This window comes from Sphingomonas sp. Root720, assembly GCF_001428605.1.
Taxonomy (GTDB): domain Bacteria; phylum Pseudomonadota; class Alphaproteobacteria; order Sphingomonadales; family Sphingomonadaceae; genus Rhizorhabdus.
The window spans coordinates 571,048-597,724 of sequence record NZ_LMID01000011.1 but is presented as its reverse complement, the minus strand read 5'-3'; the positions used below and the strand labels follow the sequence as shown (position 1 = coordinate 597,724).

Annotated in this window: 28 protein-coding genes; 9 read left to right on the top strand and 19 right to left on the bottom strand. The window is 66.4% G+C overall.

The genetic code is table 11. The features are described from left to right. Window positions 1-5: 5 nt before the first annotated feature. On the bottom strand, window positions 6-434 hold the full coding sequence (locus ASE22_RS13540; RefSeq protein WP_056360203.1) for a BLUF domain-containing protein: 429 nt from the start codon (window positions 432-434) through the stop codon (window positions 6-8). 151 nt (window positions 435-585) lie between these two features. On the opposite strand from ASE22_RS13540, the gene ASE22_RS13535 reads away from it, so the two are divergent. After that, window positions 586-1,383 carry a universal stress protein gene (locus tag ASE22_RS13535; protein WP_056360200.1) on the top strand — a complete coding sequence of 266 codons (798 nt, stop codon included), beginning with the start codon at window positions 586-588 and terminating at the stop codon, window positions 1,381-1,383. Here ASE22_RS13535 and ASE22_RS13530 read toward each other — a convergent pair. Both ASE22_RS13530 and ASE22_RS13525 read right to left on the bottom strand, forming a co-directional pair. Further along, window positions 1,380-2,972: a bifunctional aminoglycoside phosphotransferase/ATP-binding protein gene (locus ASE22_RS13530; protein WP_056360197.1), complete on the bottom strand. Its 1,593-nt coding sequence runs from the start codon at window positions 2,970-2,972 to the stop codon at window positions 1,380-1,382. The genes ASE22_RS13535 and ASE22_RS13530 overlap by 4 nt on opposite strands. Further along, window positions 2,969-4,027, bottom strand: coding sequence for a zinc-dependent alcohol dehydrogenase family protein (locus ASE22_RS13525; protein ID WP_082545443.1), 1,059 nt, complete (start codon window positions 4,025-4,027; stop codon window positions 2,969-2,971). Before ASE22_RS13525 ends, ASE22_RS13530 begins: the two co-directional genes overlap by 4 nt. Window positions 4,028-4,252: 225 nt before the next feature. Here ASE22_RS13525 and ASE22_RS13520 point away from each other — a divergent pair, with 225 nt between their 5' ends. Together ASE22_RS13520 and ASE22_RS13515 are read left to right on the top strand one after the other, a co-directional pair. Next, the gene (locus tag ASE22_RS13520; protein ID WP_056360193.1) at window positions 4,253-4,984 is read left to right on the top strand and encodes an ATP-binding protein; all 732 of its coding nucleotides are present in this window, start codon (window positions 4,253-4,255) and stop codon (window positions 4,982-4,984) included. Then, on the top strand, window positions 4,981-5,634 hold the full coding sequence (locus ASE22_RS13515; protein WP_056360190.1) for a BON domain-containing protein: 654 nt from the start codon (window positions 4,981-4,983) through the stop codon (window positions 5,632-5,634). The genes ASE22_RS13520 and ASE22_RS13515 overlap by 4 nt, the downstream gene beginning before the upstream one ends. 63 nt (window positions 5,635-5,697) lie before the next feature. Here ASE22_RS13515 and ASE22_RS13510 read toward each other — a convergent pair whose 3' ends face one another. From ASE22_RS13510 to ASE22_RS13500, 3 genes are all read right to left on the bottom strand, one after another. Beyond that, window positions 5,698-6,282 (bottom strand): NAD(P)H-dependent oxidoreductase, encoded by a 585-nt coding sequence (locus tag ASE22_RS13510; RefSeq protein WP_056360187.1) that lies wholly within the window; start codon window positions 6,280-6,282, stop codon window positions 5,698-5,700. Window positions 6,283-6,285: 3 nt separating this feature from the next. Beyond that, on the bottom strand, window positions 6,286-8,958 hold the full coding sequence (locus tag ASE22_RS13505) for a bifunctional acetate--CoA ligase family protein/GNAT family N-acetyltransferase (protein WP_056360184.1): 2,673 nt from the start codon (window positions 8,956-8,958) through the stop codon (window positions 6,286-6,288). Window positions 8,959-9,155: 197 nt separating this feature from the next. Further along, entirely contained in the window at window positions 9,156-9,347 is a 192-nt protein-coding gene (locus ASE22_RS13500) for a hypothetical protein (protein ID WP_056360181.1), read from the bottom strand. Between the two features lie 131 nt (window positions 9,348-9,478). Here ASE22_RS13500 and ASE22_RS13495 point away from each other — a divergent pair, with 131 nt between their 5' ends. From ASE22_RS13495 to ASE22_RS13475, 5 genes are all read left to right on the top strand, one after another. Beyond that, the gene (locus tag ASE22_RS13495) at window positions 9,479-9,934 is read left to right on the top strand and encodes a potassium channel family protein (protein WP_056360178.1); all 456 of its coding nucleotides are present in this window, start codon (window positions 9,479-9,481) and stop codon (window positions 9,932-9,934) included. A gap of 221 nt (window positions 9,935-10,155) precedes the next feature. After that, window positions 10,156-12,048: a PAS domain-containing sensor histidine kinase gene (locus tag ASE22_RS13490; protein ID WP_082545506.1), complete on the top strand. Its 1,893-nt coding sequence runs from the start codon at window positions 10,156-10,158 to the stop codon at window positions 12,046-12,048. Continuing rightward, entirely contained in the window at window positions 12,041-12,655 is a 615-nt protein-coding gene (locus ASE22_RS13485; RefSeq protein ID WP_056361243.1) for a response regulator transcription factor, read from the top strand. Before ASE22_RS13490 ends, ASE22_RS13485 begins: the two co-directional genes overlap by 8 nt. A 111-nt stretch (window positions 12,656-12,766) precedes the next feature. Then, on the top strand, window positions 12,767-13,135 hold the full coding sequence (locus ASE22_RS13480) for a response regulator transcription factor (RefSeq protein WP_321163640.1): 369 nt from the start codon (window positions 12,767-12,769) through the stop codon (window positions 13,133-13,135). A gap of 1 nt (window position 13,136) precedes the next feature. After that, window positions 13,137-13,442 carry a response regulator transcription factor gene (locus ASE22_RS13475; protein WP_056360172.1) on the top strand — a complete coding sequence of 102 codons (306 nt, stop codon included), beginning with the start codon at window positions 13,137-13,139 and terminating at the stop codon, window positions 13,440-13,442. A 129-nt stretch (window positions 13,443-13,571) separates the two neighbouring features. Here ASE22_RS13475 and ASE22_RS13470 read toward each other — a convergent pair whose 3' ends face one another. Both ASE22_RS13470 and hemN read right to left on the bottom strand, forming a co-directional pair. Next, a complete protein-coding gene (locus tag ASE22_RS13470; RefSeq protein WP_056360169.1) occupies window positions 13,572-13,820 on the bottom strand; it encodes a hypothetical protein in 249 nt (82 codons plus the stop codon). Next, a complete protein-coding gene (gene hemN / locus ASE22_RS13465; RefSeq protein ID WP_056361241.1) occupies window positions 13,810-15,126 on the bottom strand; it encodes an oxygen-independent coproporphyrinogen III oxidase in 1,317 nt (438 codons plus the stop codon). The genes ASE22_RS13470 and hemN overlap by 11 nt, the downstream gene beginning before the upstream one ends. Before the next feature lie 130 nt (window positions 15,127-15,256). Here hemN and ASE22_RS13460 point away from each other — a divergent pair, with 130 nt between their 5' ends. Then, window positions 15,257-15,910, top strand: a complete 654-nt coding sequence (locus ASE22_RS13460) for an OmpW/AlkL family protein (protein ID WP_056360167.1) — start codon at window positions 15,257-15,259, stop codon at window positions 15,908-15,910. A 109-nt stretch (window positions 15,911-16,019) separates the two neighbouring features. Here ASE22_RS13460 and ccoS read toward each other — a convergent pair whose 3' ends face one another. The 11 genes from ccoS to ASE22_RS13410 form a co-directional block, all read right to left on the bottom strand. Next, window positions 16,020-16,172: a cbb3-type cytochrome oxidase assembly protein CcoS gene (gene ccoS, locus ASE22_RS13455; protein ID WP_056361237.1), complete on the bottom strand. Its 153-nt coding sequence runs from the start codon at window positions 16,170-16,172 to the stop codon at window positions 16,020-16,022. Next, the gene (locus ASE22_RS13450; protein WP_056360164.1) at window positions 16,169-18,289 is read right to left on the bottom strand and encodes a heavy metal translocating P-type ATPase; all 2,121 of its coding nucleotides are present in this window, start codon (window positions 18,287-18,289) and stop codon (window positions 16,169-16,171) included. Before ASE22_RS13450 ends, ccoS begins: the two co-directional genes overlap by 4 nt. Next, window positions 18,286-18,729, bottom strand: a complete 444-nt coding sequence (locus tag ASE22_RS13445; RefSeq protein ID WP_056360162.1) for a FixH family protein — start codon at window positions 18,727-18,729, stop codon at window positions 18,286-18,288. Before ASE22_RS13445 ends, ASE22_RS13450 begins: the two co-directional genes overlap by 4 nt. Further along, complete coding sequence (gene ccoG / locus ASE22_RS13440; protein WP_056360159.1) at window positions 18,726-20,177, bottom strand: cytochrome c oxidase accessory protein CcoG; 1,452 nt, start codon at window positions 20,175-20,177, stop codon at window positions 18,726-18,728. Before ccoG ends, ASE22_RS13445 begins: the two co-directional genes overlap by 4 nt. After that, the gene (ccoP, locus tag ASE22_RS13435) at window positions 20,174-21,043 is read right to left on the bottom strand and encodes a cytochrome-c oxidase, cbb3-type subunit III (protein WP_056360155.1); all 870 of its coding nucleotides are present in this window, start codon (window positions 21,041-21,043) and stop codon (window positions 20,174-20,176) included. Before ccoP ends, ccoG begins: the two co-directional genes overlap by 4 nt. After that, window positions 21,036-21,197: a cbb3-type cytochrome c oxidase subunit 3 gene (locus tag ASE22_RS26220; RefSeq protein WP_235536345.1), complete on the bottom strand. Its 162-nt coding sequence runs from the start codon at window positions 21,195-21,197 to the stop codon at window positions 21,036-21,038. The genes ccoP and ASE22_RS26220 overlap by 8 nt, the downstream gene beginning before the upstream one ends. After that, window positions 21,197-21,931: a cytochrome-c oxidase, cbb3-type subunit II gene (ccoO, locus tag ASE22_RS13430; protein WP_056360154.1), complete on the bottom strand. Its 735-nt coding sequence runs from the start codon at window positions 21,929-21,931 to the stop codon at window positions 21,197-21,199. Before ccoO ends, ASE22_RS26220 begins: the two co-directional genes overlap by 1 nt. Window positions 21,932-21,943: 12 nt before the next feature. Continuing rightward, window positions 21,944-23,593, bottom strand: coding sequence for a cytochrome-c oxidase, cbb3-type subunit I (gene ccoN, locus ASE22_RS13425; protein WP_056361234.1), 1,650 nt, complete (start codon window positions 23,591-23,593; stop codon window positions 21,944-21,946). A 77-nt stretch (window positions 23,594-23,670) separates the two neighbouring features. Further along, window positions 23,671-23,853 carry a hypothetical protein gene (locus tag ASE22_RS13420; protein ID WP_056360151.1) on the bottom strand — a complete coding sequence of 61 codons (183 nt, stop codon included), beginning with the start codon at window positions 23,851-23,853 and terminating at the stop codon, window positions 23,671-23,673. Window positions 23,854-24,076: 223 nt separating this feature from the next. After that, entirely contained in the window at window positions 24,077-26,056 is a 1,980-nt protein-coding gene (locus tag ASE22_RS13415) for a hybrid sensor histidine kinase/response regulator (protein ID WP_056361232.1), read from the bottom strand. Further along, the gene (locus ASE22_RS13410; RefSeq protein ID WP_056361228.1) at window positions 26,046-26,675 is read right to left on the bottom strand and encodes a chemotaxis protein CheX; all 630 of its coding nucleotides are present in this window, start codon (window positions 26,673-26,675) and stop codon (window positions 26,046-26,048) included. The genes ASE22_RS13415 and ASE22_RS13410 overlap by 11 nt, the downstream gene beginning before the upstream one ends. Between the last annotated feature and the right edge of the window lie 2 nt (window positions 26,676-26,677).

The following is a 26,677-nucleotide window of genomic DNA, read 5'->3' as shown; positions in this document are numbered from 1 at the left end:
AGCGGTCACAAGGGTGATCGAACGAATTCGCGGAGCAGGCGAATGAGCCGGTCTGTGTCGGGCAGGGAACCGAGCCCCGATCGCGTAAAGAGAGGCGCGATGTCGCGGTCGACATAGCCCGCTGCCCCGGAATAGGCCATCGACCAGCCATCGAAGCGACGGGCCGAAAGCGCCTCGCGGCGAACCACCGTCACCTCCCGGTGGCGCCAATCACGCGCTATGCTTGCCATGAGTTCGTCGAGCGCCGCATCCGGACCTTCGAGGATCTGCGCAAAGAAGCGGTAGGTCGCGATGAGGGCGCCCGTCACGTCGAGGGCGCGGTTCCTCTCGCGCGAGACCTCGATGATCCTGGCGATTTCGAGGTCGTCCCGCGGACGCACCAGGCAGCTGTGGCTGACATAGAGCAGCGACTGAGGATGGGACCCGTCGATCATCGGGCGATGATGGGACGGTGATGGCCATGTCTCCATCCGCAATCCTCCCAGCCGCGCTCCCCCCATTCGTATAATTCCCGATTTTTCGCCTCGGCCCGAGCCCATAGCGATACGGACATCGCTATTTCGCGCACGGCCGAAGGAGGCACCGATGAAGACGATCCTGCTTCTCGTTCATGACGACCCTGGCCAGGAAGCCAGATTGCAGGCGGCGCTCGATGTGACGCGCGCCTTCGAGGGCCACCTCGTCTGCCTAGACGTCGCGCTGATGCCCGTCGTGATGGGCGACTTCTATGCCGTCGCCGGCACCGTCGACCTGCTGGCCGAGGAGAGCGCCACCGAGACGATCAATCGCGCGAAACTCGAAGCCCGGTTCGCCAGCGAGGATGTGCCCTGGTCGATGATCGATATGACGGACCCGCTCATCCCCAGTCTCAAACGCGCGGCGGGCCTCGCCGACCTGATCGTGGTCAATCGCCACATCGACGCCTTTCCCGTTCCCGACATGCGTAGCGCCGTCGGCGAAATCGTGCTGGCCAGCGGCAGACCGGTGCTGGCGGTGCCGCAGGACACGCGCGGGATCGATGTCGGCGGGCGGGCGCTCATGTGTTGGGATGGCTCGGCGCCGGCCCATGCGGCCCTTCAGGCGGCGGTCCCGTTCCTTCAACGCGCCAGCGACGTCGATCTGATCGAGCTCGGAGATCGCCAGGCGGCGGTGCCCATCGAGGACGCGGCGGCCTATCTGTCGCGCTACGACATCCATGCCCAAATTTCGCGCCGTCCCGGTGTCAGGCATGTCGCGGATGCCATCCTCGCCCAGGCCAGCTCGGGCTACGCCTATGTCGTGATGGGCGGTTTCAACCATAGCCGTTTCCGGGAAGCCCTGTTCGGCGGCGTTACCCGCACGATGCTCGACAACAGCCCGGTACCGCTGCTTCTGGCGCATTAGTGCCGATGACCGGCGGGCCGGTCCGGTCCGAAAAGATCGAGGTTAAGCCTCGAACGAACCTCGGCGACGATCTCATCGATCGTACCGACGGCCGATACCGCTATCCAGTCCACCGGCGGTACGGCCGATGCCGCACCTTGTGCATGCACGACCGCCGGCGTCGCATCCGAGGGATCGGGACCGCGCGAGGCGACCCGCGCCGCACGCATGTCCTCGGGCGCATCGAGCCAGATCCCGCTGAAGTCGACCTGTGCCTCCGCCGCGACCGCGGCGATCGCCGCGCGGCCAACCTCATCTGCAAAGACGGCGTCGGCGATGACGGCCTGGCCATCGCTCAGAACCAGGCGCGCATGGTGCATAAGGTCCGCATAGACAGCACGCCGTTCTGCGGGCGTATAGGCGCCGGGCGGAAGCCGAACCTCGAGCAGAAGGCCCGCGCGCTGCTTGCGCAGCACGTCGGAGCGTAGGATGCGCGCGCCGGGCGGGCGTCCAAGCGCACCCGCTACCTGTCGCGCGACGGTTGACTTGCCGGTGCCCGACAGGCCGCCGATCGCCACGAGGCTCGGCTTGACCGGCTCGAGCAGCTTCTCGGCGAGGAGGAGATATTCCGCGGCCTCGGATCGAGCGGTTCGATCCTGCCCCTGCACCGACCGCGCCGCCGCGACATGCGCGCGAACCTGCGCGCGCACGGCCATGAAGAGCGGCAATAGTCCGATCGCGTCCTCTTCGGCTGGCATGAGATCGAGATAGCGGTTGGCCACAAGATTGGCCTCCACCGGCAGGTCCCGGTGCCAAAGGTCCATAAGCAGGAAGCCCAGGTCGTACAACACGTCGGTCGTGGCGAGCTCGTCGTCGAACTCAAGGCAGTCGAACGGCGTCGGCTTGCCGTCGATGAGGGCGATATTGGCGAGGTGGAGATCACCATGGCAGCGCCGGACATGCCCGCGCCGGCCTCGCGCTTCCAAGCGGGCGGCCTGCGCCTTGCCGAGGGCGGAAATCCGATCGCCAAGGACTTGCGTGCGCTCCGGATCGAGCTGGTCGGGATAGCGCGCCATCGCGACGCGATTGGCATCGGCGACCTTCTGGAATCGCCGCGCGGCGCCGGGTCCCAAGACGATCTCCGCCATGCCGTGGAAACGCGCGATAGAGTCGCCGAGCGCGAGACTGATGCCCGGTTCGAGCCGTCCCCGCGCCGCGCGATCGCTCAGGAGGGCGTCATCGGGAAAGCGCTCCATTTCGAGCAGCCAGTCGACAGGCGTACCGGGGCCGTCGAGCGAGAGTTCGTCATGCCCGTCTCGCGTGATCGCGCGGACCCCATGGTACAGCCCGGGCGCCGTGCGCCGGTTGAGCCGGTCCTCGGCGACGAGCGCGGCGTGGCGCGCCTCGATCGTGGAGAAATCGAGATAACCGAGATTGACGGGCCTCTTGAGCTTCCAGGCACGGGTCGCGGTGAGGAATATGCTCGCAGCATGGGTGTCGATCCGCCGCGACGGCCGCTCGCCGCCGAAGGCTTGCCCCGAGGTGAGAAACGCCGATATTTCCGGATCGATCGCGCCGCCGCGCAACGGCGGAATCCCCTCTGGGATCATGCCCCGACCCTGGCGCCGCGGCTCGGCACGGTGGTCTCGACATCGCTCGCGGGGCCGGCCAGGGGCGACGGGACCAACACCACTGCGCCATCGACACGTCCCTCGCGCAGGCTGGCGATCGCCGCTTCGGCTTCTTCCAGCGGAAACACATGCGTAACCGCGCGCACCTTGCTTTGCCCGACCGCCTGGAAAAAACCGACGCCGTCTTCCCGCGTCAGATTGGCGACCGACAGGATCGAGCGCTCGCCCCAGAGATCGGCGTAGGGGAAGGACGGGATGTCGGTCATGTGAATACCCGCGCAGACGACGCGGCCACCCTTTGTGACGGCCTTGAGCGCCAAGGGCACGAGCGCTCCGACGGGCGCGAAGATCAGGGCCGCATCGAGAAGCGCCGGCGGCATTTCGTCCGACCCGCCTGCCCAGGCGCAACCCAGCGACCGGGCGAAGGACTGCCCGCGATCGTCGCCCGGCCGGGTGAACGCATAGACGTCGCGCGCCTGGCCGATAGCGACTTGCGCCAGGAGATGCGCCGCCGCGCCAAATCCGTAGAGACCGATCCTCTTCCCTTCCCCCGCCAGCCGCAGCGCGCGCCAGCCGATCAGACCGGCGCACAGCAGCGGCGCCGCGGAGACGTCGTCTATCTCGGGCGGGATCGCGAAGCAGTAGCGCGCATCCGCGAGCGCATGCGTCGCATAGCCGCCGTCCACGGTGCATCCGGTAAAGACAGGCGCGTCGCAGAGATTCTCCCGTCCGCTGCGGCAGAAGGCGCAGCGACCGCATGTGCCGCCCAGCCACGGGACGCCGACGCGATCGCCCGGCAGGAAATTCGTGACGTCCGAGCCGATCGCCGTCACCCGGCCCACGATTTCATGGCCGGGTATGATGGGGTAATGGGCGGGGATATCGCCGTCGCAGACGTGAAGATCGGTACGGCACACGCCGCAGGCACCCACTTCGACAAGCAGCTGATGCCGCCCGGGCACGGGGATCGCCTCGACGACGCTTTCCAGACGCGCTCCGGGACGGGCCAGGCGCATGACGCGGCGATGCTGCATCGGAATCTCCTGTTTCGCTTTGCTTGCGCCGCCGGTGGCCTTCTGTCGCTACGTACACTTACCAGCTGCAGGCCGATCTGGGTGAGCGCATCGATATCGCGCGATGAGGTGTTGCGGTCGACCTCATGGCGTGCGGTTCGATTGCGAACCCTTAGGGACATCCCGGATTCATCCGCTTGCGACGGCTGAGCATCATTCCCCCGAAACCATCGGTAGGGCGACCCCATGACGATCATCGACTCGCTGAGCACCCGCACGACATCGGTCGAGCGTGGCCTCATCCATGACCTGCGCAACCTCTTTGGGGTCGTCGCGTCGGCCAAGCATATGCTCGCGGACGGACCGGCCGGCGCGCAGCGCGCCACGCTCCTTGCCGCGATCGAAGACGCCGCGCAGCGCGGCGGACAGCTTACGTCGAACCTGCTCGCCCGTGCCTCGGAGATCGATCTTCCCACATTGTTCGATATCGGAAACCGCCTTCTGGCCATGGCGCCGATGATCCGGGCGATCGCGGGGCACAACGCGACGGTTCGATTCGATCTCACCAGGGCCCGGCCGCTCGTGAAGCTCGTGCCGGCTCTGTTCGAGGCGGCGATCCTCGAACTCGTCGCGAATGCGAGCGCGGCACTCCTTCCTCCCGGCCGGATCGTCGTGCGCCTGCGCCTGGAGGGCAAGCGCGTGCGCGTCACGATCGCCGACGATGGCGTCGGCATGGATGCGGAAGGGGCCCGCCTGGCGTTCGCGGGCCATCGCCACGCCGCAGCCAGGGGTACGGGCCTCGGCCGGGTGCGCCATTTCGCCCGAACGAGCCACGGCGCCATGCGCCTGCGCAGCCGCGCCGGCCGCGGCACCGTCGTGGCGCTGACCTTGCCGATGGCCCTCGATCCGACCGTCGACGAGCCCGCCGTCCGCGTCGGACGACGTTCATCCCCCCGAACGAAAGGACTTCCATCATGAAAACCGATAGCCAATTGCAGCGCGACGTCATCGCCGAGCTGGAATGGGAGCCGAGCGTCGATAGCGCCGACATCGGCGTCGCCGTCAACCAGGGCGTCGTCACGCTTTCGGGCTATGTGACGAGCTACGCCGGCAAGATGGCGGCCGAAAAGGCTACGCGCCGCGTCTCGGGCGTGCGTGCGCTGGCCGAGGAGCTCAAGGTGCGCTTCGCCTCGGATCCGAAGACCGCCGATCATGAAATCGCCCAACGGATCCTCGACATGTTCAAGTGGAGCGCGCTGATTCCGGACAACGCGATCCAGGTGAAGGTCGAGCATGGCTGGGTGACGCTTTCGGGCACGGTCGACTGGCATTATCAGATGGAGGAGGCCCGGAAGGTCGCCGGCAAGATCAACGGCGTCATCGGCGTCGGCAACCTCATCGAGATTCGGCAGCGTGCCAATGCCAATGTGGTCAGGGACCGGATCGTCGCCGCCATCAAGCGGCAGGCAGATGCCGACGCCGCCGCAGTGACGGTGCACACCGACGGCAACAAGGTGATCCTCGCCGGCTCGGTCAAGGGCTGGCATGAACGGCAGATCGCCGAGCGCGCCGCCTTGGGGGCGCCGGGGGTCACCCGGGTGGAAGACAACATCACGCTTGCCGCCTGACAGCCGCAACGGGAAAGGGCCGCCGGCGATTCCGCGGCCCTTTCCTTGTCGAAGAGAAGGTGGTCAGCGCCCGCGCCGGCCCAGGGCCGCCGTTCGACGCAATGCCCGGCGGGCCGCCCCACGCCGGTCGATCATCCCGAACAGGCTAGCGCGCACTGGACCGATCCCAACGAAGCCGAGGATGTTGCGCCTCAGCAATCTTACTGCATGCGCCCCGAACCATAGCCGGTAGATCAGAGCCGGCATGCCCATCGTCACGATAAGGCGCGCCGAACGACGGGCGAGACGGGGACGAAGCCGTCCTTCCTGTTCGGCAAAGGCGTATCCGGGGCGCAGGAGCTGCTCGAACAACCCTTTCAGCAGACCGGGCATATCGCCGAGCCAGAGCGGAAAGAGGATGACGAGATGATCGGCCCACAGGAGATCCTGCTGCAGCGCGCCTATGGCCCGCGGCGCCTCACCCGTCTCCCATTCGGCCCGGCTGCCTAGAGGCGCAATATCGAGGGTCGCCAGCGTGACGGTACGCACCTCGTGGCCGCCGGCTTCCGCACCGGCACGGTAGGCGGCCGCCATGGCATGGCCGAGCCTTGCCATGTCGGCATCGGGATGGCCGTCGATGACGAGGACGTTTCGCCTGCGCTTCCGCATCGCTCAGGCGGCCGAGGGGGTCAGCACACGGCGGACGATCTTCAGGCTGGGGTCGTCCGGGCTCCTCCGGGGCTCGAAGCCGAGATCGCGCTCAAGGGTGATCGCCTCGTCATGGTCGGCGCTCTCGATCGCCTCAAGCGTCGCGATGCCCTCGGCGGTCGCATAGCGCAAGACATGCTCCAGCAGCGTGTAGCTGACCCCTTGGCCCTTCCAGTCGGAGCGGGTCGAGAGCGCGACCTCGGCACGACTTCGGTCGGCATCGGCAGCGAGCATCGCGACGGCGATGGCGGCGCCATCGGACGCCAGGGCAACGAAACTGATCGTTCGGCGATAATCGACCTGGGTCATCATCGCGAGATGGTCATGGTCGACCTCGCGAAGACTCGACAGGAAACGGAAGCGCAGATCCTCCGCGCTCACATGACGAAACATCTCGGCCAGCAAAGCCTCGTCTTCGGGAACGACGGGTCTGACATGGATATGCGCGCCCGATCGCGTGACCAGATCGGCGCTCCACAGGACGGGCACCGGACGAATGACGAGCCGGGAAGCCGGTGACACCTCGACACTGACGACCGCGCGCGCATCGAGCGCCATCACCCCATCGGCGTCGGCGATCAACGGGTTGATGTCGAGTTCGAGGATTTCGGGATGATCGACCGCGATCGCCGAAAGCGCACATAATGTATCGACGATAGCGGACATGTCGGACGGCAAGCGCGTGCGATAGCCTCGCAACTGGCGCGCGACACGCGTCCTGTCGATCATCGCCTCGGCCTGGGCGCGGTCGAGCGGCGGCAATCCGAGCGCCTTGTCGTCGATGATTTCGACGGCATGCCCTCCCGCGCCGAACAATATCACCGGCCCGAAGGTCGGATCGTTGGCGATCCCGGCGATAAGTTCGATCGCCTGGGGGCGCGTGCTCATCGTCTCGACGGCGAAGCCTTCGATCCTTGCCTCGGGATGAAGGCGATGGACACGCTCCGCCATGGTGAAGGCGGCGGTAGCGGCTGTACTGCCAGACGAAAGCCCGAGCGCAACTCCGCCGACATCGGCCTTGTGCGTGAGATCGGGCGAGACGATCTTGACAGCATAGGGCGGCGCCAGTCCGGTACATGCGTCGAGCACATTTTCGGCTTTCGCGGCAAAGCGGGTCGGGATGATCGGGACTCCATAGGCCGCAAGCAACGCCTTGGCTTCGATCTCGGTCATCTGCGTCCGGCCGGCTTGCCGCACGCCGGCGATGAGCCGGCGCGCTCCGGCGCGGTCGGGCGGGACCTCCCCTCGGGCCGGTTGCCTTTCGACGAGTCCGGCCTGTGCGCGACCCGCCGCCAAGAGATAGCCAAAGGCTCGAACGCTATCATCGGGGGTCGTGAAGAGGGGTATCCCCGCCGCCGCCAGCACGCCGCGCACCGCCTCGTCGGGCGCCCCCAGCCAACAGGCGATGACGGGCATGCGGCTGCCGGCGGCGCGCGCCGCGCGCACTTCGGCGGCGACCGCCTCGGCCACGGCCATCGGTGCCGATCCGCGGGTCGGGCAGTGGAAAAGAAGCAGCGCGTCGGTACCCGATGCGCCCAACAGGATCTTGAGCGCGGCGCCGTAGCGTGCGGGACCCGCATCGCCGAGCAGGTCGACCGGATTGCCGCGCGACCAGGCTGGAGGCAGGATCGCATCGAGCTGCGCGCGCTGTACGGCATCGAGGGGAGAAAGCACCGCGCCGGCGTCGCCCAGCGCATCGGCGGCGAGAATGCCCGCGCCGCCGCCATTCGTCATGATTGCGACCCGGTTGCCTCGGGGCGGTTTCAGCTTGGCGGTCACCTCGGCGGCATCGAGAAGTCCGGTGAGGCTGTCGACGAGGACCACGCCGCAGCGTTCGAGCACGGCTTCATACACCTCGGCCGAACCGGCGAGCGCGCCGGTGTGCGAGCGCGCGGCAGCGGCGCCATCGGCGGTCCGGCCCGCCTTGATGGCGATGACCGGCTTCAGACGGGCTGCGGCGCGCGCCGCGGAAATGAACTTCTCCGGCGCGGTCACCTGCTCGAGATAGAGCAGGATTGCGTCGGTCGCCGGATCGACGGCAAACAGGTCGATCAGGTCCCCCAGATCGACATCGACCATGTCGCCAACCGACACGATGCCGGAAAATCCGATCGGACGGTGCGCAGCCCAATCGATCATCGCCGCAATGATCGCGCCGCTCTGCGAGACGAGCGCCAGGCCGCCAGGCTTTGCCGCGCTGAGCGCGAAAGAGGCGTTGAGCGCGTTGCCGGGTGCGATCAAGCCGAGCGTGTTGGGACCGATGAGACGCACGCCGCAGGCCCGGGCCCGATCGAGAATGGCGGCGCGCGATGCCGCATCGGCTTCGAAGCCGGCCGACAGAATGACGGCGACACGAACGCCGAACCGGCCGAGACCTTCGACGATGGCGGCGACCGTTGCCGCCGGCGTGACGATCAGCGCTAGGTCGGGGACCTCCGGCAACGCTTCGATCGACGCGAACCAGCGAACGCCCGATGCTTCCACCGGATTCGGGTTTACCGCGAAAATGGGACCGCGAAATCCTCCTGCAGCGATGTTGGCGAGAAGATCGCTGCCGAGCGAGCCGGGGCGGGACGAGCCGCCGACGACGACCACCGAGCGGGCGTGAAGCAAAGACTGCAGATCGCGGATCGACATGGGACGTCCTCCCGTGGATGGCACTGCCGATCGCCAGCAGCAGCCTTGGTGATGGCGCGGCGGTCGCCTCGACCCTATTCGTAATCTCCACAGCCCGTCGGGATCTGCGAGCCCGATGCAGAGGTTGCGCCGACGGGGTGGCCGCCGGGAGCGCCAGATCGCGGGGCACCTCCCCGCGGGGCGGGCCCCCGAGTCCGTCAGTGGCGCAAAAGCGCGGAGCCGACGGCGGCGGCAACGCTGCCGCTGGTCGACGCGCTCTGCCGCGTCGCGTCGTGACCCGGCTCCAAGACAGCGCCCGTCGCGGTGATCATGAGCACCGCCGCGAGCGCCAGAACACCGATGCTGGTGCGCTGGCGGACGGGATCGGAAGACAGCCGTGGCAGGATCATGTGCGGGTCCCTTCTGGATCGGTGGCGAATGCGGACTTGCCGCTCGCCCCGACATTAGAAGACCTCCCCACAGCGATCGCTACGTAGACTCCCCAGTTGGTCGGTCGCGGCGGCAGGCCAACAATGTGCGGATGACGCTCGCAAACCAGCTGTTCCTTGCCTCGCTGATCGTGGCGACGACGGTGTTCTTCCACCTTCTCGGCCTCGCCGCCTTCCTCGCGCTGCTGCGCCGCCACCGCCGCGCACGGTCGCCGATGATCGACATGCTGACATCGATCGCCGTCGTGATGACGGTCGCCTTCGGCCTGTTCGGGCTCCACACGGCGGAGATCTGGGAGTGGGCCGCTGCCTATCGCTATCTGAGTATATTCGGCGATTGGGAGCGGGCACTTTATTTCTCCACCACCACCTATGTCACCATCGGCTATGGCGACGTTATCCTGCCGCGGGGCAGCCGTGTTCTGGGCGCCATCGAAGGCGCCAACGGGATCATCCTGCTGGGCTGGTCGACCGCCTTCTTCTTCAGCATCGTCGACCGTATGAAGCTGCTCGAGCGGCGGTTCGAAGACGAGCGCACGCACGCCTGACAACGCGATCTCCGCAGCAGATATCGTGCTGAGCCCTATCCGTAAAATCACGCATTTCGTACCTCCGTTTCGCCGGTTAGCGCTCCACCGACCCATACGGCACAATACTTATGCGAGGATTTCCCGAAATTCCCCGTCATGCTAATACAGATTATGAGCGAACTGTAGCGAGACGGGCCGAACGAATGGCGCCGAGCCGACCGTCGGCCGACATCGCGCGAATGGAATCCATGCCGATGATCAGGTTTGAATGTCGCTCCTTCGCGGGCCGTATCGGGGTGGCGCTCGCGCTGGTAGGCCTGACCGCCGCGCTGCGATATGCCGCGCAGCCATGGCTCGGGGATCATGCGGCCTTCCTGCCCTTCGCGCTGCCGATCCTGCTGGCGAGCATCTGGGCGGGCCCTGTCGCCGGAACTGTCGCTGCCGCCATAGCCCTTCCCATCGGCATCCACTTCGCCAACATCCACGGCTTCGCCATGAGCGCACTGGTGGAGACCGGTATCTTCGCGTTGACGGCGTCGGGAATCATCATCCTGGCCGGGGCGGTCAATCGGTCACGCAACCGCGCGCTCGCCAACGATGCGCGCGCCGAGCAGCGCAGCAAGGAGGCCAGCGCAATCGCCGAGGAGCTCAACCTGCTCATCGACGGCGCCCACGGCCATGCGATCTACATGCTCGATGTCGACGGCAACGTAACCATCTGGAACGAGGGCGCGGAGCGGCTCAAGGGTTGGTCCGAAGCCGAAATCGTCGGCAAGAGCAGCGCGCTTTTCTATCCGGCCGATGCGGTTGAGGCCGGAAAGCCGGCACATGACCTTGCGCGCGTGGCCTCCGCCGGCAAGATCGAGGAGGAGGACTGGCGGGTTCGCAAGGACGGGTCGGAGTTTCTGGCCAGCGTCACCATGACGGCGCTCCGCGATGCCGACGGCACGCTGCGTGGTTTTGCCAAGATCATCTCGGATATCACCGAACGACGGGCGACCGAGGAAGCGGTGCTGTCGCGAGAAAGCCACCTGCGCTCGATCCTCTCGACCGTGCCGGACGCTATGGTGGTTATCGATGACCAGGGCGTGATCATCTCTTTCAGCGCCGCGGCCGAACGGCTCTTCGGCTATGGCGAAGCCGAGCTGCTGGGGAGCAATGTCAGTTGCTTGATGCCGAACCCCGACCGCGAGCGGCATGACTCGTATCTCGCGCGCTATCTCCAGACCGGCGAGAAGCGGATCATCGGCATCGGCCGGGTGGTATTCGGTGAACGCAAGGACGGCACGACCTTTCCCATGGAACTGTCGATCGGCGAGACGACCGAGGGCGCGCAGCGCCTCTTCACCGGCTTCATCCGCGATCTGACCGAACGTCAGCGCACCGAGGAACGGCTCGAATCCCTTCAGGCCGAACTGATCCACGTCTCGCGCGTGAGCGCCATGGGCACGATGGCTTCCACCTTGGCGCACGAGCTCAACCAGCCGATCACCGCCGTCGCGAACTACGCCGAAACCGTCCGCGATCTGCTCGACCACCCCGATCCCGAGAACTTCCCGATGATGCGGGAAGCGCTCGACGACACAGCCAAGGAAGCGCTCCGTGCTGGCCATATCGTACGACGGCTGCGGGATTTCGTCGCACGAGGCGAGATCGAGAAGACGGTGGAGCGCCTGCCTCCGCTGATCAACGAAGCCGCCGTTCTGGGATTGATGGGGGCGAAGGAAAAGGGTGTGGAGCCCGCGTTCGATCTTGATCCCTATGCGTCGCCGGTTCTCGTCGACAAGGTCCAGATCCAGCAGGTGCTCATCAACCTCATCCGTAACGCTATCGAAGCGATGTCGGAGAGCGCTATCCGCAAGCTGACCGTGTCGAGCCGGCCCGATCAGCCCGGTTTCGTCAGGGTCACCGTCGCCGATACCGGTCCGGGCGTGGCTCCGGAGATCGCCGCCCAGCTGTTCACGGCCTTCGTGAGCTCGAAGACAGAGGGAATGGGCCTCGGACTTTCGATCTGCCGGACGATCGTCGAAGCCAATGGGGGACGGATCTGGATGCTTCCCGCGCCCGGCGGCGGCACCGAATTTCACTTCACGCTCGTACGTGCCGGAATGGAGGACGGGGATGATGATTGACAAGAGATTGGTCCATATCGTCGACGACGAGGATGCCATCCGCCGGTCGACGGGCTTCATGCTCAAGACCTCGGGTTTCGCCGTCGAGACCTGGCCGAGCGGGGTCGCGTTCCTCAAGGAGGTCCGTCATGCCGCCGAGGGATGCGTCCTGCTCGACGTGCGGATGCCGGAGATGGACGGGCTCGAGGTACAGCAAGCCATGATCGAGCGCGGGATCACGATGCCCGTCATCATCCTGACAGGCCATGGCGACGTGACCATCGCGGTCCGGGCCATGAAGGCCGGAGCTGTCGATTTCCTGGAGAAGCCCTTCGAGAAGGCGACGCTGCTCTCCTCGATCGAGACCGCGTTTCAACGGATTGCAGCATCGGACGAGATCGCCGTCCGCGCGTCCGAGGCTCGGACGCTCCTCGGCGTCCTGACCCCGCGCGAACGCGACGTGCTCGAAGGGCTTGCGCAGGGCCTTCCCAACAAGACGATCGCCTATGATCTGGGCATCTCGCCTCGCACCGTCGAAGTCCACCGTGCCAACCTCATGTCGAAGCTCGACGTGCGCAGCTTGTCCGACGCCCTGCGGATCGCCTTCGCAGCCGGCATGGGCATCTGACCTTATCGGGACCTTTACGTAACGACCTGCCTTTCCCCGTCTGCGAGAGCGGAGATCTTACAGGGAAAGACGAACATGGATGTCCCTCGCGGGGTAATGGCAAACGGGAAGGTGAGGCTCCTGCTGGTCGAAGACGACCCTGGCGTCCGCCGGTCGCTGCAACTTCTTCTCCAGGCCAATGGTTTCGATGTGCGCGCCTATGCGAGCGGCGCCGCGCTGCTCGCCGACCAGACCGCGCTTGATGCGAGTTGCCTGATCGCCGATTATCGCATGTCCGATTTCGACGGTGTCGACACGCTGACGGCGTTGCGTGCCAAGGGCTGGGCCGGGCCCGCCATTCTCATCACCGCCTTCCCGTCGTCCGATCTGTGCGCGAGCGCGAAGGATGCAGGCTTCGAGGAAATCTTCGAAAAGCCGCTGCGAAGACATGTGCTCGTCAAGGCGGTGGAACGCCTCGTGCGACCAGCCGCGCGGGGCTGAGATGGCACGACGCGCGGCCTCATCCGACCGTCAGCCATTTCGCGAAGCCCGCGCAAAACTCGCTCGCGGGCGCCCCTCGCTGGACATACTGACCGACCGCGAACGCGACGTGGTCGCCGGGCTCGTCCACGGGCTCACCAACAAGCAGATCGGCAGCGTGCTTGGCATTAGTCACCGGACGATCGAGATTCACCGTGCACGGCTTATGCGGAAGCTCGGCGTCGCGACCCTATCCGCCCTCCTCGAAATCGCATTTGCCCAGCGGCGCAAGCTTCCGGATCTTCGCCTGCACGACAGCGGCGATTAGCGCTCGGGCATCTCTGCGCGGGAATAAGGTGTCGGGCTTCGCACGACAGCGTCTGGCGCCCCGTCCGGCGACAGCGGAGTCCACGCCATCGCCCGCGGCGGCAACGGCGTCACCGGGACGGTCGCCCTTTCATTGGTCGTCCCCCGAATCGAGGTGCCGCTTACGTCCCGCACAGGCTGCGTGGCAGCCGGCCATGCATGGGCCGTCATCCTCCTGCGAACGACCCGGGATACGCCCGACCTCGATATCGATCGCCCCCGCCGAACCGCACTGCAGGCCGTGCAGGACCAGCCGCTTCGCCATCACGGGCGGGTGGACCAGCAGCAGGACCGCGCCCAATGCGGGAAGGGCGCCGCCGCGCAAGATCCTAGACCGCATGGCTGAACAGGCCGTTGCTGAGGGCGCGATAGCCATCGAAGCAGCTCGCGACGGCGCGCGCATAGGGCAGGCCTGTTGGCAGGAGGCGGACCCATGTGGGGCCGCAACGGACGAGCCCCCTCTCGACGAACGGCTCGAGCGCATGGCGCGTCCGAGCCAAGCGATCCTCGCTCATCCGGGCCTCGCCCGAACATAACAGCGCCTCGATCACCTCGCCGCGCCAGCGGTCGTCTCCATGGCGCACGACGCCGCGCCGCCCGGCCAATTGATGGGCGCCGACCAGCATGCGGTATCGCCCGGCCATCTTCTCATTCTGGACGATCAGCTCGGGAAACTGACTGATGGCGCTCACGCCGAGGCCCAGCAGGATGTCCGAGGGGTCATCGGTGAAACCCTGGAAGTTGCGATGGAGGCGCCCCTGAGCGGCCGCGACCGCGAGCGTATCCGATGGCCGCGCGAAATGATCGAAGCCAATCGCATGGTAGCCGGCGTCCGTCAGCAGCTTGTAGCCATGCGCGGCCTGTTCGAAGCGACGCCGGGCATCGGGCAAGCCGCTCGCGTCGATCCGCCGCTGACGAGGGATCACCGTGGGCAGATGGGCGTAGCCGAACAACGCTATCCGATCAGGCGCCATGCGCATCGCATCGATCAATGTCGCGTCGAGGTCGGCGAGATGCTGATGCGGAAGACCGTACATCAAGTCGAAGTTGAGCGATTCGATCCCGGCCCCGCGCAGGCCATCTACGGCGCGCTCGATCATCTCGATCGGCTGGATCCGCCCGATCGCCTGCTGGATATCGGGCGCGAGCGTCTGGACGCCCAGGCTCGCGCGGGTCACGCGGGTGTCGCGGAGGACGTCGAACCAGGGCGCGTCGAGCGAGCGCGGATCGAGTTCGATTGAGATCTCGGCGGCGGCGGCGTCGAGTTCGGTCACGATCCGATCGAGCAACCTGACGAAAGCCAGCGGGGATATCGCATTGGGGCTGCCGCCGCCGAACGCGATCCGGACGACCCGGCCGCGGCCGGCGAGGTGACGCGCGAGCAGATGAATCTCGGCCTCGAGCGCCTCCAGGTAGGAGGATATGCGGCCGGCACGGTTCGCGGCGCCCGTGTTGCACCCGCAATACCAGCAAATCTCCTGGCAGTAGGGTATATGCACGTAGAGCGAGAGTTCCGCGTGGGGAGCGATCGCTGCGAGCGCCGCCGCCTGGAGCCCGGCACCGACATCGGCGAATTCGGCGGCGGTCGGGTAGCTCGTATAGCGCGGCACCGGCCGCTCGATCAGGTCGGGATGATAAGGCCACATGCCACCCTGATCGGCCACATCGCGGCGGCCCACCTTGACGCAGGTCAAGAAAATCCTTGGCGCACGTCAATTCCTTCCCGAAACCTCGGGCCTAACGTTCCGTCATCGAAACCGATGAAAGGGATGTGTGATGTACCGCAGGATCATGGCCGCGCTCATGGCGACCGCGATGGCCGCGCCGGCGTGGGCGGCGCAAGGCGATGTTCTGATACGCCTGCGCGGCATAATGGTGGCCCCGAACGAGAGTTCCGGCGGCATAACGCCCACCTTCCCCACCGAAAAGGTCAAGGTCAGCGACAGCGTGATGCCCGAGGTGGACTTCACCTACATGCTGACGTCGCATGTCGGGACCGAACTCATCGTCGCGACCACAAAACACGAGGCGAGCGGGCGTACCGGCACGACGGGTGCGATCGGCAAGCTCGCGTCGACCTGGGTGCTGCCGCCGACGCTGACCCTGCAATATCATTTTGCCCCGGGAGCCAATATTCGCCCCTATGTCGGGGCAGGCGTGAACTATACGATCTTCTATTCGGAGAAGGCGTCGCAGGGGCTCGAGACCGCCGTCGGGAACACCAGAGTGCATATGAAGTCGAGCTTCGGCTATGCGCTCCAGGCCGGGGTCGACGTGCCGCTGACCGACCGCACATTTCTCAACTTCGACGTCAAATATATCGATATCGACACGACCACGCGTCTCGCCACCACAGCGATCGGGACGCAGCGGGTGAAGGTCCATCTCGACCCGCTGGTCGTCGGCGTCGGATTTGGCATGCGTTTCTGAGGAGACCTCCTCCCTCCTCCACCTGGGCGGGGAAGGCAGGCGCCTTCCCCGCATTTTTTCGGGTCGGGCATCTCATGGCCGATAATGCAGCGATGGCCACGCTGCCCGGCTATTCCTCGCCGTCCTCGTCATCGATCAGGATCCGCTCCGCCGCGCCCTCCAGATCGTCGAACTGGCCGTGCGACAGCGACCACATGAAGGCGGCAAGGCCGCTCAATCCGAGGAGCAGGGCGACCGGGATCAGCAACCCGATGCCGCTCATCGCGCGCACCGCGTCAGCCGCAGCGCGTTCGCCACGACGATGATGGACGATGTCGACATCGCGATCGCCGCGATCAGCGGCGTGACCAGCCCCAGCAGAGCGAGCGGCACAGCGAGAATATTGTAACCTATCGCCAGCGCGAAATTCTGGCGAACCACCCGCATGGTCCGATGAGCGGCCGCAACCGCAATCGGTACGGGAAGCAAGCTGTCGCCCAGGAAGACGATGTCGGCGGCGTTCTGCCCGACATCGCTCGCCGAGGACGGCGCGATCGAGACATGGCCCGCGGCAAGCGCCGGGCCGTCATTGAGGCCGTCGCCCACCATCAGCACGCGGTGGCCGGCCGCCGTCAGCCGCTGGACGGCTTCGAGCTTCTGGCCGGGAGTCATTCCGACCATTGCCGGGACATGGACCGCGGCCGCAATGGCGGCAACTGCCTCGCGCCGATCACCCGACAGGATGATCGGATCCATCGCCATGCGCGCTACGCGGGCCACGGCCGCCTCGGCATCGGGTCGCAGCTTATCGGCGAACAGGAGCAAATGGGGCTTCCGCCCTTCGATCGCGAAGGCGCAACTCAGCATCCGGTTGCCCGCCGACGACACGCCGATCCAACCGGGGCGACCAAGACGGACATGAACGCCGCCGACACGAGCCTCCATCCCCATCCCGGGGACCTCCCGCAGATCCGTGACGCCGGCCGGCCGGACCCCTTGGGCGTCGAAGGTACGCGCGAGGCTGCGCGACAGCGGATGGGTGCTGGCCCGGGCCAGCGCGAGCGCTGCGCTACGCTCCGCGCCATCGAGACCTTCGGCGCCGACCAGCTCGGGCCGCCCGAGGGTCAGGGTGCCGGTCTTGTCGAAACACACCCGATCGGCCTCGGCGAGGCGCTCGAGCGCCGAACCGTCCTTCACGAGCAGACCACGGCGCATCATCGCCCCAGAGGCGACGACCTGGGCGACGGGCACCGCCAGACCCAGCGCACAAGGACAGGTCACGATGAGAACCGCGATCGCGATCAGCAGCGAGGCGTGCCAGCCCGCGCCGGCGATCATCCAGCCGACAAAGGCCAGGGCTGCGAGGGTGTGGACGGCAGGCGCATAGTACCGCGCGGCACGATCGGCGATCCTGACGTAGCGCGACCGGCCCTGTCCCGCCGCCTCGACCAGCCGGACGATGCCGGCGATCGCCGTGTCGGGCCCCGTTGCCGTGACGCGCACCGTCACAGGTCCCGAGAGGTTGAGCGATCCGGCGATGACGGCCGCCCCCTTCCCGACCGGCTCGGGGCGACTTTCGCCGGTAACGAGCGACCGGTCGACGGCGCTCACGCCCTCCTCGATCGTCCCGTCGGCCGCGAAGCGTTCGCCCGCGCTCACCAACAACGCCATTCCGGGCGAGATACCGTCCGCCGTTCGCCATTCGGTCTTCCCGTCGCCCCAGACGATGGTGCCGCCGGGCGCGGTCTGCCGCAGCAGCGCCCCCGCTCCGTCGCGGGCTCGATCACGCATCGCGCTGTCCAGGAACCGCCCGGCGAGGAGAAAGAAGATCAGCGAGACTGCGCCATCGAAATAGGCGTGGGCACCGCCGGTGATCGTTTCGAACAGGCTCAGCGTCGTCGCCAGCAATACGCCGATCGAGATCGGAACATCCATGTTGGTGCGGCCGCGGCGCAGCGCCGCCCAGGCCGACCGGAAGAAGGGCCGGCCGGCATAAGCGATCGCGGGCATCGCGATCAGCGCCGAAAGCCAGTGGAACAGCTGCCGGGTCGCCCCGTCCGCTCCCGACCAGATCGACACCGAGAACAACATGATGTTCATCGCCGCAAAGCCCGCCACGCCCAGCGCCTTCAGCAGCTGGCGGCTTTCCTTCCGACTGGCGAGGTCGGTATCCTGGAACAGCACCGGCTCGGCGACGAAGCCGAGCGAATCGAGGGCGGCGCGGAGCGAGGGAAGATCGACCGCGGCCTCATGGTCGATGGCGACGCGCTTGGCCGCCAGGTTGACCCGCGCGCCGAGCACGCCCGGCACATGCATCAGGCCCCGCTCTATCTTGGCGATGCAGGCAGCGCACCGGACCCCGGGAAGGCTGAACTCGCTATGTTCGACGATCGCGGTCATGCGGGAATCTCGACAACGAAGTCCTTGGCCCGGACGCCTTGCCGCACGCGGATTTCGAGCCGCCAGCGGCCTTCGGGGAGAACATCGATCGAACGGAACTGGCCCGCCGACCGATGCCGGAAGTGCAGCCGCATCGCCGGGAGCCGCCCCAAGGGGTGGATGGCTGTCGCCTCGACCCGGGCGCCCTCCACGCCGGACAGCCCGACCACCGCATGGCCGCGCTCGCGCACGGCGGTCACCTGCCAGTCCAGAGCGGCCTGGGTGTGCGCCTCGTCGAGCCAGCGATTGAACTTCTGGCTGGCGACATAGCTGTTGTCGACCACCGTGCCGCCGAAGGTCCGGATAGCGAGCGTCGCCATCGTCACGTTCACGCCCACCACCACGCCGAAGAAGGCAACCGTCAGGCCCAGCATGTGGAAGCCGGTGAAGGGCCGGCTCATGGCCGTTTCTCCGGCCGATCGAACCGAACTTGCTCGGCGGCCCTGCCCTTCGAGCCATCCGCGGCGGCGATGATGAGCCGGAAATCCTGGGTCGGCGGGCCCTCCGCCGGCGCCCGCACATAGATGCGATGCGCCTCGACCTGGTCCGGCGCAACGACGAGCGCAACCGAACGGGAGGCGGCACCTGCGTCGCTGAGCGAGTCCCACATCAGGCCGGCCTCGAGCCCATCCATGGTGAGCCGGAGGCTTCGCGGTCTGGATTCCATGTTGCGGATCTTGATCGTGTAGGCATTGCGTACATCGCCGGTCGAGAGCTGCACCCATAACGGATTGCGATCATGCGCGGCGACGAGATCCAAACGCGTGCGCGCGCCGAGCGCGAACATCATCGACAGGCCCACCGCGCCCCAGAGCGAGAAATAGACGAGGGTGCGCGGACGCAGCAGGGTCCGCCGTACCGGTACCGGCGCTGCTCCGGCCGCCTCGGCCTTGCAATCCTCGAGTGTCGCATAGTCGATGAGCCCGCGCGGGCGCCCGACCTTGTCCATCATCTGGTCGCAGGCGTCGATACACAGCGCGCAGGTGATGCAGGCGAATTGCGCCCCGTCGCGGATGTCGATCCCGACGGGGCAAACCTGCACGCAGGCCTGGCAATCGATACAGTCCCCGCTGTCCTCGCTGCGCTTCACGCCATGGCTGCGCGGTTCGCCGCGCCAATCCTTGTAGGTGACGATCAGCGAACGCTCGTCGAGCATCGCTCCCTGGATGCGGGGCCAGGGGCACATATAGAGGCACACCTGCTCGCGCATGAAGCCTCCGAACACATAGGTGGTCGCCGTCAGGATCGCGATCGTGGCATAAGCGACATAGGCCGCCTCGCCATGGACGAGATCGCGCAAGAGCGTCGGTGCGTCCGCGAAATAGAAGACCCAGGCACCGCCGGTGACGAGCCCCACGAGCAGCCAACTGCCATGCTTGAGAAGCCGCCGGCCGATCTTGGAGGCTGTCCAGGGCGCTCGCTTCAACCTGAGCTGGGCATTGCGGTCGCCGTCGATGGCGCGTTCGATATGGAGAAAGAGGTCGGTCCAGACCGTCTGCGGGCAGGCATAGCCGCACCAGGCGCGCCCGACCGTCGTCGTTACCAGAAAAAGGCCGATCCCCGCCATGACGAGGAGACCGGCCACATAATAGAATTCATGTGGCCAGATCTCGATCGCGAAGAAATAGAAGCGGCGATGCGCGAGGTCGACCAGCACGGCCTGGTCGGGCGCGTAGGGGCCCCGGTCCCAGCGCAGCCACGGCGTGACGTAGTAGATCGCCAGCGTTGCCGCCATGACCAGCCATTTGAGCCGCCGGTAGAAGCCGTCGATCGCACGCGGGAAGATATCCGCCCGGCTTGCGTAGAGCTTGCGCGGCTTCGCGGGCAGGCCGGCCGGGGGGATGGTCATTCGCCGCCGCCCAGCGCGTGGACATAGGCGGTCAGCATGTTGATCGTGGCCGCGTCGAGCGTCTTTCCCCAGGCCGGCATCACGCCGTTGCGGGCGTTGACGACGGTCGCGATGAGCGACTCCCGATCGCCGCCATAGAGCCAGATCGCATCGGTAAGATTGGGCGCACCGAACTGCCGTCCGCCCTTTGCGTCGGCGCCATGGCACATCGCGCAATTGGCCGCGAAGAGCGCGGCTCCCCGGCGCGCCGACGCGCCGACCGAGTCCTGATGGGACACGGCACGGACGTAGGAGACGACGTCCTGGACTTCGTCGGGCTTGAGGATGCCGTCCCGACCGAAGGCGGGCATCTGCGACATTCGCGTTGCGTCGTCGCCGGGCTGACGGATGCCGTGGACGAGCGTCTGGTGGATCTCGACCCGGCTCCCGCCCCAAAGCCAATCATCGTCGTTGAGATTGGGATAGCCCTTGGTGCCGGCCGCCCCGGCGCCGTGACAGGCTGCGCAATTGATCTTGAACGCCGCGCGGCCACCTTCGACGGCGGCCTGCATGAGGGGCGAGCGAGCATCGAGCGTGGCGATGTCGACTTTTGCGAGCGCCGCCAGCGTGGATGCGCGCGCAGCCTGCGCCTTGGCGGTCTCGTCGGCGAGCTGGCCGCGGCTGGTCCAGCCCAGCGTACCGGCGGTGGCGCGCTCGAGCAGCGGGATCGCGGGATAGGCGATGCAATATCCGATGGCGAAGACGATCGTGGCGTAGAAGGTCCACAACCACCAGCGCGGCATCGGGTTGTCGAGCTCCTGGATGCCGTCCCACTCATGTCCCATGGTGGGCACGCCGGTGGCTTCGTCGATCTTCGGTTCAGTCATCACGAGGATCCTCGTCACGGAACGGGATTTGGCTGGCGTCTTCGTGCCGGGCGCGGGCCGAGGGCCTGAGCGCGAACCACAACGCCAGGAGGAAGACCAGGCCGAGGAACAGCATGCCCCATGTGTCGGCCGCGTGACGCAGCAGCTCGTACATCATCGCGCCTTCTCCACCGGTTCGGCGGCCCTGGTGTCGACGAGCGTACCGAGCATCTGCAGATAGGCGACGAGCGCATCCATCTCGGTTATCCGCCTGGGATCACCATCGAAGTCACGCGCCTGCGTCTTGGGGTAGCGCTTCTTGAGATCGGCCGCGTCGGCGTCCGGATCGGCCTGTGCCAGCGCGTCCGCGATCGCCTGGCCGATGTCGGCGTCGGTATAGGGGACGCCCACCCGCTTCATCGCCAGCAGATGCGCGTCGAGATGGCGGGTATCGAGGTCGCGCTCCTTCAGGAAGGCATAAGGCGGCATGATCGAGCCCGGCACCACCGAGCGCGGATCGACCAGATGCTGGACATGCCACTCGTCCGAATAGCGCCCGCCGACCCGCGCGAGATCGGGCCCGGTCCGCTTCGACCCCCATTGGAAGGGGTGGTCGTACATGCTCTCGGCCGCCAGGCTGTAATGCCCGTAGCGCTCGACCTCGTCGCGGAACGGCCGGATCATCTGGCTATGGCAGTTGTAGCAGCCCTCGCGGACGTAGATGTTGCGGCCCGCCAGCTCGAGCGGCGTGTAAGGCCGCATGCCCTGCACCTTTTCGACGGTGGAATCGATCCAGAAGAGCGGTGCGATCTCGACGATGCCGCCGATCGCGACCGTGATGAGGGAAAGGACCAGCAGCAGGGTGACGTTTCGCTCGATCCTGCCGTGATCGAAGATTTTGGAGGCCATCGGGCGCGTCCTTCAAACGGCTCGGGGCTGGAGGGGATGATCCAGCGCCGGGTTGTAGGGAGTGGCGGTGAGTGGGGCTTCGTCGCGAACCCGGCCGCGGATGGTCTGGACGACGTTCCACGCCATGATCACCGCGCCGCCGAGATAGAGCAGGCCGCCCGCGGCGCGGATCAGATAATAGGGCTTCATCGCCATCACGACGTCGACGAAGGCATAGACGAGATAGCCATTCTGGCCATATTCGCGCCACATCAGCCCCTGCATGACGCCCGCTACCCACATCGAGGAGACGTAGAGCACGATCCCCAGGGTCGCCGTCCAGAAGTGCCAGTTGACCATCCGGAGCGAATAGAGCCGCTCGCGGCCCCACAGGCGCGGGGTGAGGAAGTAGATCGTCGCGAAGGTGATCATGCCGTTCCAGCCGAGCGCACCGCTGTGGACGTGACCAATCGTCCAGTCGGTATAGTGCGACAGCGAATTCACGGCCTTGATCGACATCAACGGCCCTTCGAAGGTGCTCATCCCGTAGAAGGCGAGCGCCAGCACCATCATCCGGATGATGGGATCGGTGCGGACCTTGTCCCAGGCGCCGTTGAGGGTCATCAGGCCATTGATCATGCCGCCCCAGCTCGGCATCCAGAGCATGACCGAGAACACCATGCCGAGCGTCTGCGCCCAATCGGGCAGCGCGGTGTAGTGGAGGTGGTGCGGACCCGCCCAGATATAGAGAAAGATCAGCGACCAGAAGTGGACGATCGAGAGCCGATAACTGTAGATCGGCCGCTCGGCCTGCTTCGGCACGAAATAATACATCATGCCGAGGAAGCCCGCGGTCAGGAAGAAGCCGACCGCGTTATGGCCGTACCACCATTGGGTCAGGGCGTCCTGCACGCCCGCGAAGGCGGAGTAGCTCTTCGAACCGACCAGGCTGACCGGGATCGTCAGATTATTGACGAGGTGCAGCATCGCGATCGTCACGATGAACGAGAGATAGAACCAGTTCGCAACGTAGATATGCGGTTCGTTGCGTCTGACGATCGTGCCGAGGAAGACCGCCAGATAGCTGACCCAGACGATCGTCAGCCAGATGTCCACATACCATTCGGGCTCTGCATATTCGCGGCCCTCGGTGATGCCGAGCAGATAGCCGGTCGCGGCCAGGACGATGAAGAGCTGATAGCCCCAGAAGACGAAGTCCGCGAGCTTGGTGAAGGCCAGGCGCGCCCGGCAGGTCCGCTGGACGATGTAGAAGCTGGACGCGATCAGCGCGTTTCCGCCAAAGGCGAAGATCACCGCGGAGGTGTGGAGCGGACGCAGGCGGCCGAAGGTGGTGTATTCGAGGCCGAGATTGAGCTGCGGGAAGGCGAGCTGGAGGGCGATGTAGACCCCCACCAGCAGCCCCGCCAGCCCCCAGAACACCGTGGCGATCACGCCCAGCCGGATGACGTCGTCATAATAACCGGTCGCCTTGGGCCTGGTCGAGAGCCCGAGGACCGCGTCATAATCGGTGCGGACCAAGGTCACCCCCAGACCGACGAGCGCCGCCACGGCGACGATCCACATCTGGAAGGCGAAGCCGGAATCCACGGCGTAGGCCGCCCCGCCGATTGCGAGCAGCAGGGCCAGCAGCCATGCTCCCGACTTCATGATCACCATGTCCATCGTCATTCTCACCTGGTCCATCTGAGGGTCGCCATGCGCGCCGCGGCAGAGCCTTGCCTTGCGCCAGATCAAAATTTTCAGCCGGTCGCGATCCGCGCGAGACCGCTCCGGCCGAGCCGGCGCGCGCCGTACATGCAGGGCAGAGCGATCAGCCGCGCCGCATCGAGCAAGCCGCGGATGGCGGACGCGCGCATCGCGCGATCGACGCGGCGCCCCGTGGCGAAAAACGCATCACGGCGCGAAATCGCAAGCTGCAGCACTGAGAGGGGCCCCCGCGTCCAAGCCCCCGCCCGGGACCGTCAGCGCCGCTTTTCCGGGCTTTACGGCGTTTCCGATATACGGATATGTACGAGTGTCGCGACCATCCCCGGGGCGTGGCGCGCTACGCTCCCTTGCCGTTCGACCGACAAAGCGGCGGGACGACAGCGATGCGCCGCCCCACCCTAAATACGCGAGGCGACCAAGCCCCACGCAGTGCTCGTCCTACCGATCGAGCAGTTCGCGCACCTTCGCGGCGAGGGTCATGAAGGTGAAAGGCTTGGCGATGAGGTCTACGCCCGGCTCGAGCTTGCCGTCGCGCATGATCGCGTCTCTGGTGTAGCCCGAATTGTAAAGCACCTTGAGGTCGGGCTGAAGGCGGCGCGCTGCCTCGACGAGCGCCGGTCCCGACATTTCGGGCATGACGACGTCGGTCAGGAGGAGCTGGATGCTGCGATCCTGCTTTTCGAGCAGCCGAAGCCCCGCCGCGCCGTCATAAGCCTCGATCACCCGGTAGCCGAGCTCGCGGAGAACACCCACCGTATAGGCGCGAACATCGTCATTATCCTCGACGACAAGCACTGTCTCCGATGCGCTTCCCATCGGTACCACCGCCTCGACGGCCTCGGCCGGCGCAGCCATTTCGCTGATCGCGCGCGGGAGATACAGCGTGACTGTCGTGCCTTCCCCGATCACGGAGTCGATATAGACGCCGCCCTTCGACTGTTGTGCGAAGCCGTAGACCATCGAAAGGCCCAGCCCGGTCCCCTTGCCGACCTCCTTGGTGGTGAAAAATGGGTCGAACACCTTGGCGATCGTCTCGGCCGACATGCCCGAGCCGGTGTCGGTCACTCCGATCGCGACATAGTCGCCTGGCGTGAGTTCCTTGGCGCCTGCGCCACTGACCGTCACATTGCGCGCGGCGACGGTAAGCGCGCCCGAACCGTCCATCGCATCGCGCGCATTGACCGCGAGGTTGAGGATGGCGTTCTCGAGCTGGTGCGCATCGGCTTCGATTGGCCAAAGCTCGGCCGTGCTGGTGATCTGGATCGAAACCGCCTCGGTGATCGAGCGCGTCAGCAGGTCCGACATCCCCGCAAGCAGACGCGCCACGTCGATCGCGCGCGGGTCGAGCGGTTGCTGGCGCGAAAAGACCAGCAGACGCTGGGTCAGCGCCGCGGCGCTCTCGGCGCCCTTCATCGCGTTGTCGAGCGAGCGCATCAGGCGGGGGTCGCCGCTGGCATCGATCCGTCGCCGGACGGTGTCGATGTTGCCGATGATGATCATCAGCAGGTTGTTGAAATCATGCGCGATCCCACCCGTCAGATGCCCAACCGCCTCCATCTTCTGGGCCTGACGGAGCGACTCCTGCGCCTGGTGCCGCTCAACCACCTCGGCTTCGACCCGCGCTTCCAAGGTGTCGTTGAGATCGCGCAGCTGCGCCTCAAGCTCCTTCGCCTTGGTCACGTCATAGATGACGCCGACGAGCCGGTAACCCGCACCGTCGCGCACGACTTCGCCCCGCCGGGCGATCCAGCGCTCGGCGCCGTCGTCCGCGCGGAGGATACGGAACTCGGCCTCGAGCCCCGAGACGCCCGCATCGGGCAGATGCGAGGGGATGAGCGGCGCTTCACCTGGCAGCATCACCGCGTTGACCGTCTGGACGGGCAGCACCGGCGCGGGATGAAGGCCGAGAACCCGGCAGAACTCCTCCGATACGGCCATCGTCGCGAAGCCATCGCTGTGCTCGAAGGTTCCCACGCCGCCCGCACTCTGCGCGATTCGCAGCCGCTCTTCGGTCCGCTTGCGATCGGTCACGTCGACGAGCAGGCCGGTGAACCGCACCGGTTGGTCGTCGGCATCCTGCTCGCACTGGCCGCGGCCGTGCATCCAAAGCACCGCCCCATCAGGCGCAACGACCCGGAACTCCTTGGAGAAGAGCTCCGCACCGCCCAGGATGCCCGCGACGGCGATCCGAATCCGCGCGCGGTCTTCGCGGTGAATCGCGCGGAAGAAGACGTCGGTTGGCAGGCCGGTCAGGCCGTCCGCGGGGTCAACCCCGCACAGTTCGGCGAAATGCGCGTCGAGATAGAGGCGCTCGTCAAGGATATCCCAGTCCCATGTCCCGCTCGATCCCGCCGCTGCGCGGATCGCCATCATCCGCTGTTCGCGGTTTTGCCGTCCGGTCGAGGGCTCAGCGGTCATCATCACCCACGACGCGCGCGATGAACTCCTCGAGCAGTTCCTTGAGCGTCGCCAGCGCCGGCAGGTCCATCAGCATCGCGATGTAGCCGCGGATGTCGCGCTGTCGGACGGCGAAGTCGATATAGAGGAAGAGGACCAGACCATCGGCGCTCCCGGTCTCGTCGACCTCGAACAGCATCGCGCCATTGCCCCGCAGCACTTCGGGGATGGTCATCGTCAGCGACCGTTTGAGCATGTTCGCCATCGTCGCGAGGCACGAGTTGAGAATGATGTTGCCGGTCTCGCCGAGCGCTTCATGCTCCATGTCGAGGACCTCTTCCGGGCTCAGCGCGTCGCCGGTCACGGCGCGGACCATCTCGAGGCTGTTGGCTTCGGGAAAGATCAGCAGCGCCCGGCCGGCGAAGGCGCCGTCGAAGCCCTGGCGGACGGCGACCAGCGCTTCGAGCTCGCGTTCGCCGATCAGGCGCGCGGCACGGCGCTGGCTGACCACCTCGATCGACGGCACGGAGAGATGGACCTCGTGACCAACCATCTTGCGCAGGGACGAGGCCGCTCGGCTGACACCGATGTTGACGATCTCGGTAAGCGCATCGCGCTCGAGTTCGCCGAGCGCAATCATAT

What these genes read in the sequence shown, in the direction of transcription:
- ASE22_RS13540 (WP_056360203.1), bottom strand. Translation starts at nt 434, where the DNA reads ATGATCGACGGGTCCCATCCTCAGTCGCTGCTCTATGTCAGCCACAGC.
- ASE22_RS13535 (WP_056360200.1), top strand. Translation starts at nt 586, where the DNA reads ATGAAGACGATCCTGCTTCTCGTTCATGACGACCCTGGCCAGGAAGCC.
- ASE22_RS13530 (WP_056360197.1), bottom strand. Translation starts at nt 2,972, where the DNA reads ATGATCCCAGAGGGGATTCCGCCGTTGCGCGGCGGCGCGATCGATCCG.
- ASE22_RS13525 (WP_082545443.1), bottom strand. Translation starts at nt 4,027, where the DNA reads ATGCAGCATCGCCGCGTCATGCGCCTGGCCCGTCCCGGAGCGCGTCTG.
- ASE22_RS13520 (WP_056360193.1), top strand. Translation starts at nt 4,253, where the DNA reads ATGACGATCATCGACTCGCTGAGCACCCGCACGACATCGGTCGAGCGT.
- ASE22_RS13515 (WP_056360190.1), top strand. Translation starts at nt 4,981, where the DNA reads ATGAAAACCGATAGCCAATTGCAGCGCGACGTCATCGCCGAGCTGGAA.
- ASE22_RS13510 (WP_056360187.1), bottom strand. Translation starts at nt 6,282, where the DNA reads ATGCGGAAGCGCAGGCGAAACGTCCTCGTCATCGACGGCCATCCCGAT.
- ASE22_RS13505 (WP_056360184.1), bottom strand. Translation starts at nt 8,958, where the DNA reads ATGTCGATCCGCGATCTGCAGTCTTTGCTTCACGCCCGCTCGGTGGTC.
- ASE22_RS13500 (WP_056360181.1), bottom strand. Translation starts at nt 9,347, where the DNA reads ATGATCCTGCCACGGCTGTCTTCCGATCCCGTCCGCCAGCGCACCAGC.
- ASE22_RS13495 (WP_056360178.1), top strand. Translation starts at nt 9,479, where the DNA reads ATGACGCTCGCAAACCAGCTGTTCCTTGCCTCGCTGATCGTGGCGACG.
- ASE22_RS13490 (WP_082545506.1), top strand. Translation starts at nt 10,156, where the DNA reads ATGGAATCCATGCCGATGATCAGGTTTGAATGTCGCTCCTTCGCGGGC.
- ASE22_RS13485 (WP_056361243.1), top strand. Translation starts at nt 12,041, where the DNA reads ATGATTGACAAGAGATTGGTCCATATCGTCGACGACGAGGATGCCATC.
- ASE22_RS13475 (WP_056360172.1), top strand. Translation starts at nt 13,137, where the DNA reads ATGGCACGACGCGCGGCCTCATCCGACCGTCAGCCATTTCGCGAAGCC.
- ASE22_RS13470 (WP_056360169.1), bottom strand. Translation starts at nt 13,820, where the DNA reads ATGCGGTCTAGGATCTTGCGCGGCGGCGCCCTTCCCGCATTGGGCGCG.
- hemN (WP_056361241.1), bottom strand. Translation starts at nt 15,126, where the DNA reads ATGTGGCCTTATCATCCCGACCTGATCGAGCGGCCGGTGCCGCGCTAT.
- ASE22_RS13460 (WP_056360167.1), top strand. Translation starts at nt 15,257, where the DNA reads ATGTACCGCAGGATCATGGCCGCGCTCATGGCGACCGCGATGGCCGCG.
- ccoS (WP_056361237.1), bottom strand. Translation starts at nt 16,172, where the DNA reads ATGAGCGGCATCGGGTTGCTGATCCCGGTCGCCCTGCTCCTCGGATTG.
- ASE22_RS13450 (WP_056360164.1), bottom strand. Translation starts at nt 18,289, where the DNA reads ATGACCGCGATCGTCGAACATAGCGAGTTCAGCCTTCCCGGGGTCCGG.
- ASE22_RS13445 (WP_056360162.1), bottom strand. Translation starts at nt 18,729, where the DNA reads ATGAGCCGGCCCTTCACCGGCTTCCACATGCTGGGCCTGACGGTTGCC.
- ccoG (WP_056360159.1), bottom strand. Translation starts at nt 20,177, where the DNA reads ATGACCATCCCCCCGGCCGGCCTGCCCGCGAAGCCGCGCAAGCTCTAC.
- ccoP (WP_056360155.1), bottom strand. Translation starts at nt 21,043, where the DNA reads ATGACTGAACCGAAGATCGACGAAGCCACCGGCGTGCCCACCATGGGA.
- ASE22_RS26220 (WP_235536345.1), bottom strand. Translation starts at nt 21,197, where the DNA reads ATGTACGAGCTGCTGCGTCACGCGGCCGACACATGGGGCATGCTGTTC.
- ccoO (WP_056360154.1), bottom strand. Translation starts at nt 21,931, where the DNA reads ATGGCCTCCAAAATCTTCGATCACGGCAGGATCGAGCGAAACGTCACC.
- ccoN (WP_056361234.1), bottom strand. Translation starts at nt 23,593, where the DNA reads ATGGACATGGTGATCATGAAGTCGGGAGCATGGCTGCTGGCCCTGCTG.
- ASE22_RS13415 (WP_056361232.1), bottom strand. Translation starts at nt 26,056, where the DNA reads ATGACCGCTGAGCCCTCGACCGGACGGCAAAACCGCGAACAGCGGATG.
- ASE22_RS13410 (WP_056361228.1), bottom strand. Translation starts at nt 26,675, where the DNA reads ATGATTGCGCTCGGCGAACTCGAGCGCGATGCGCTTACCGAGATCGTC.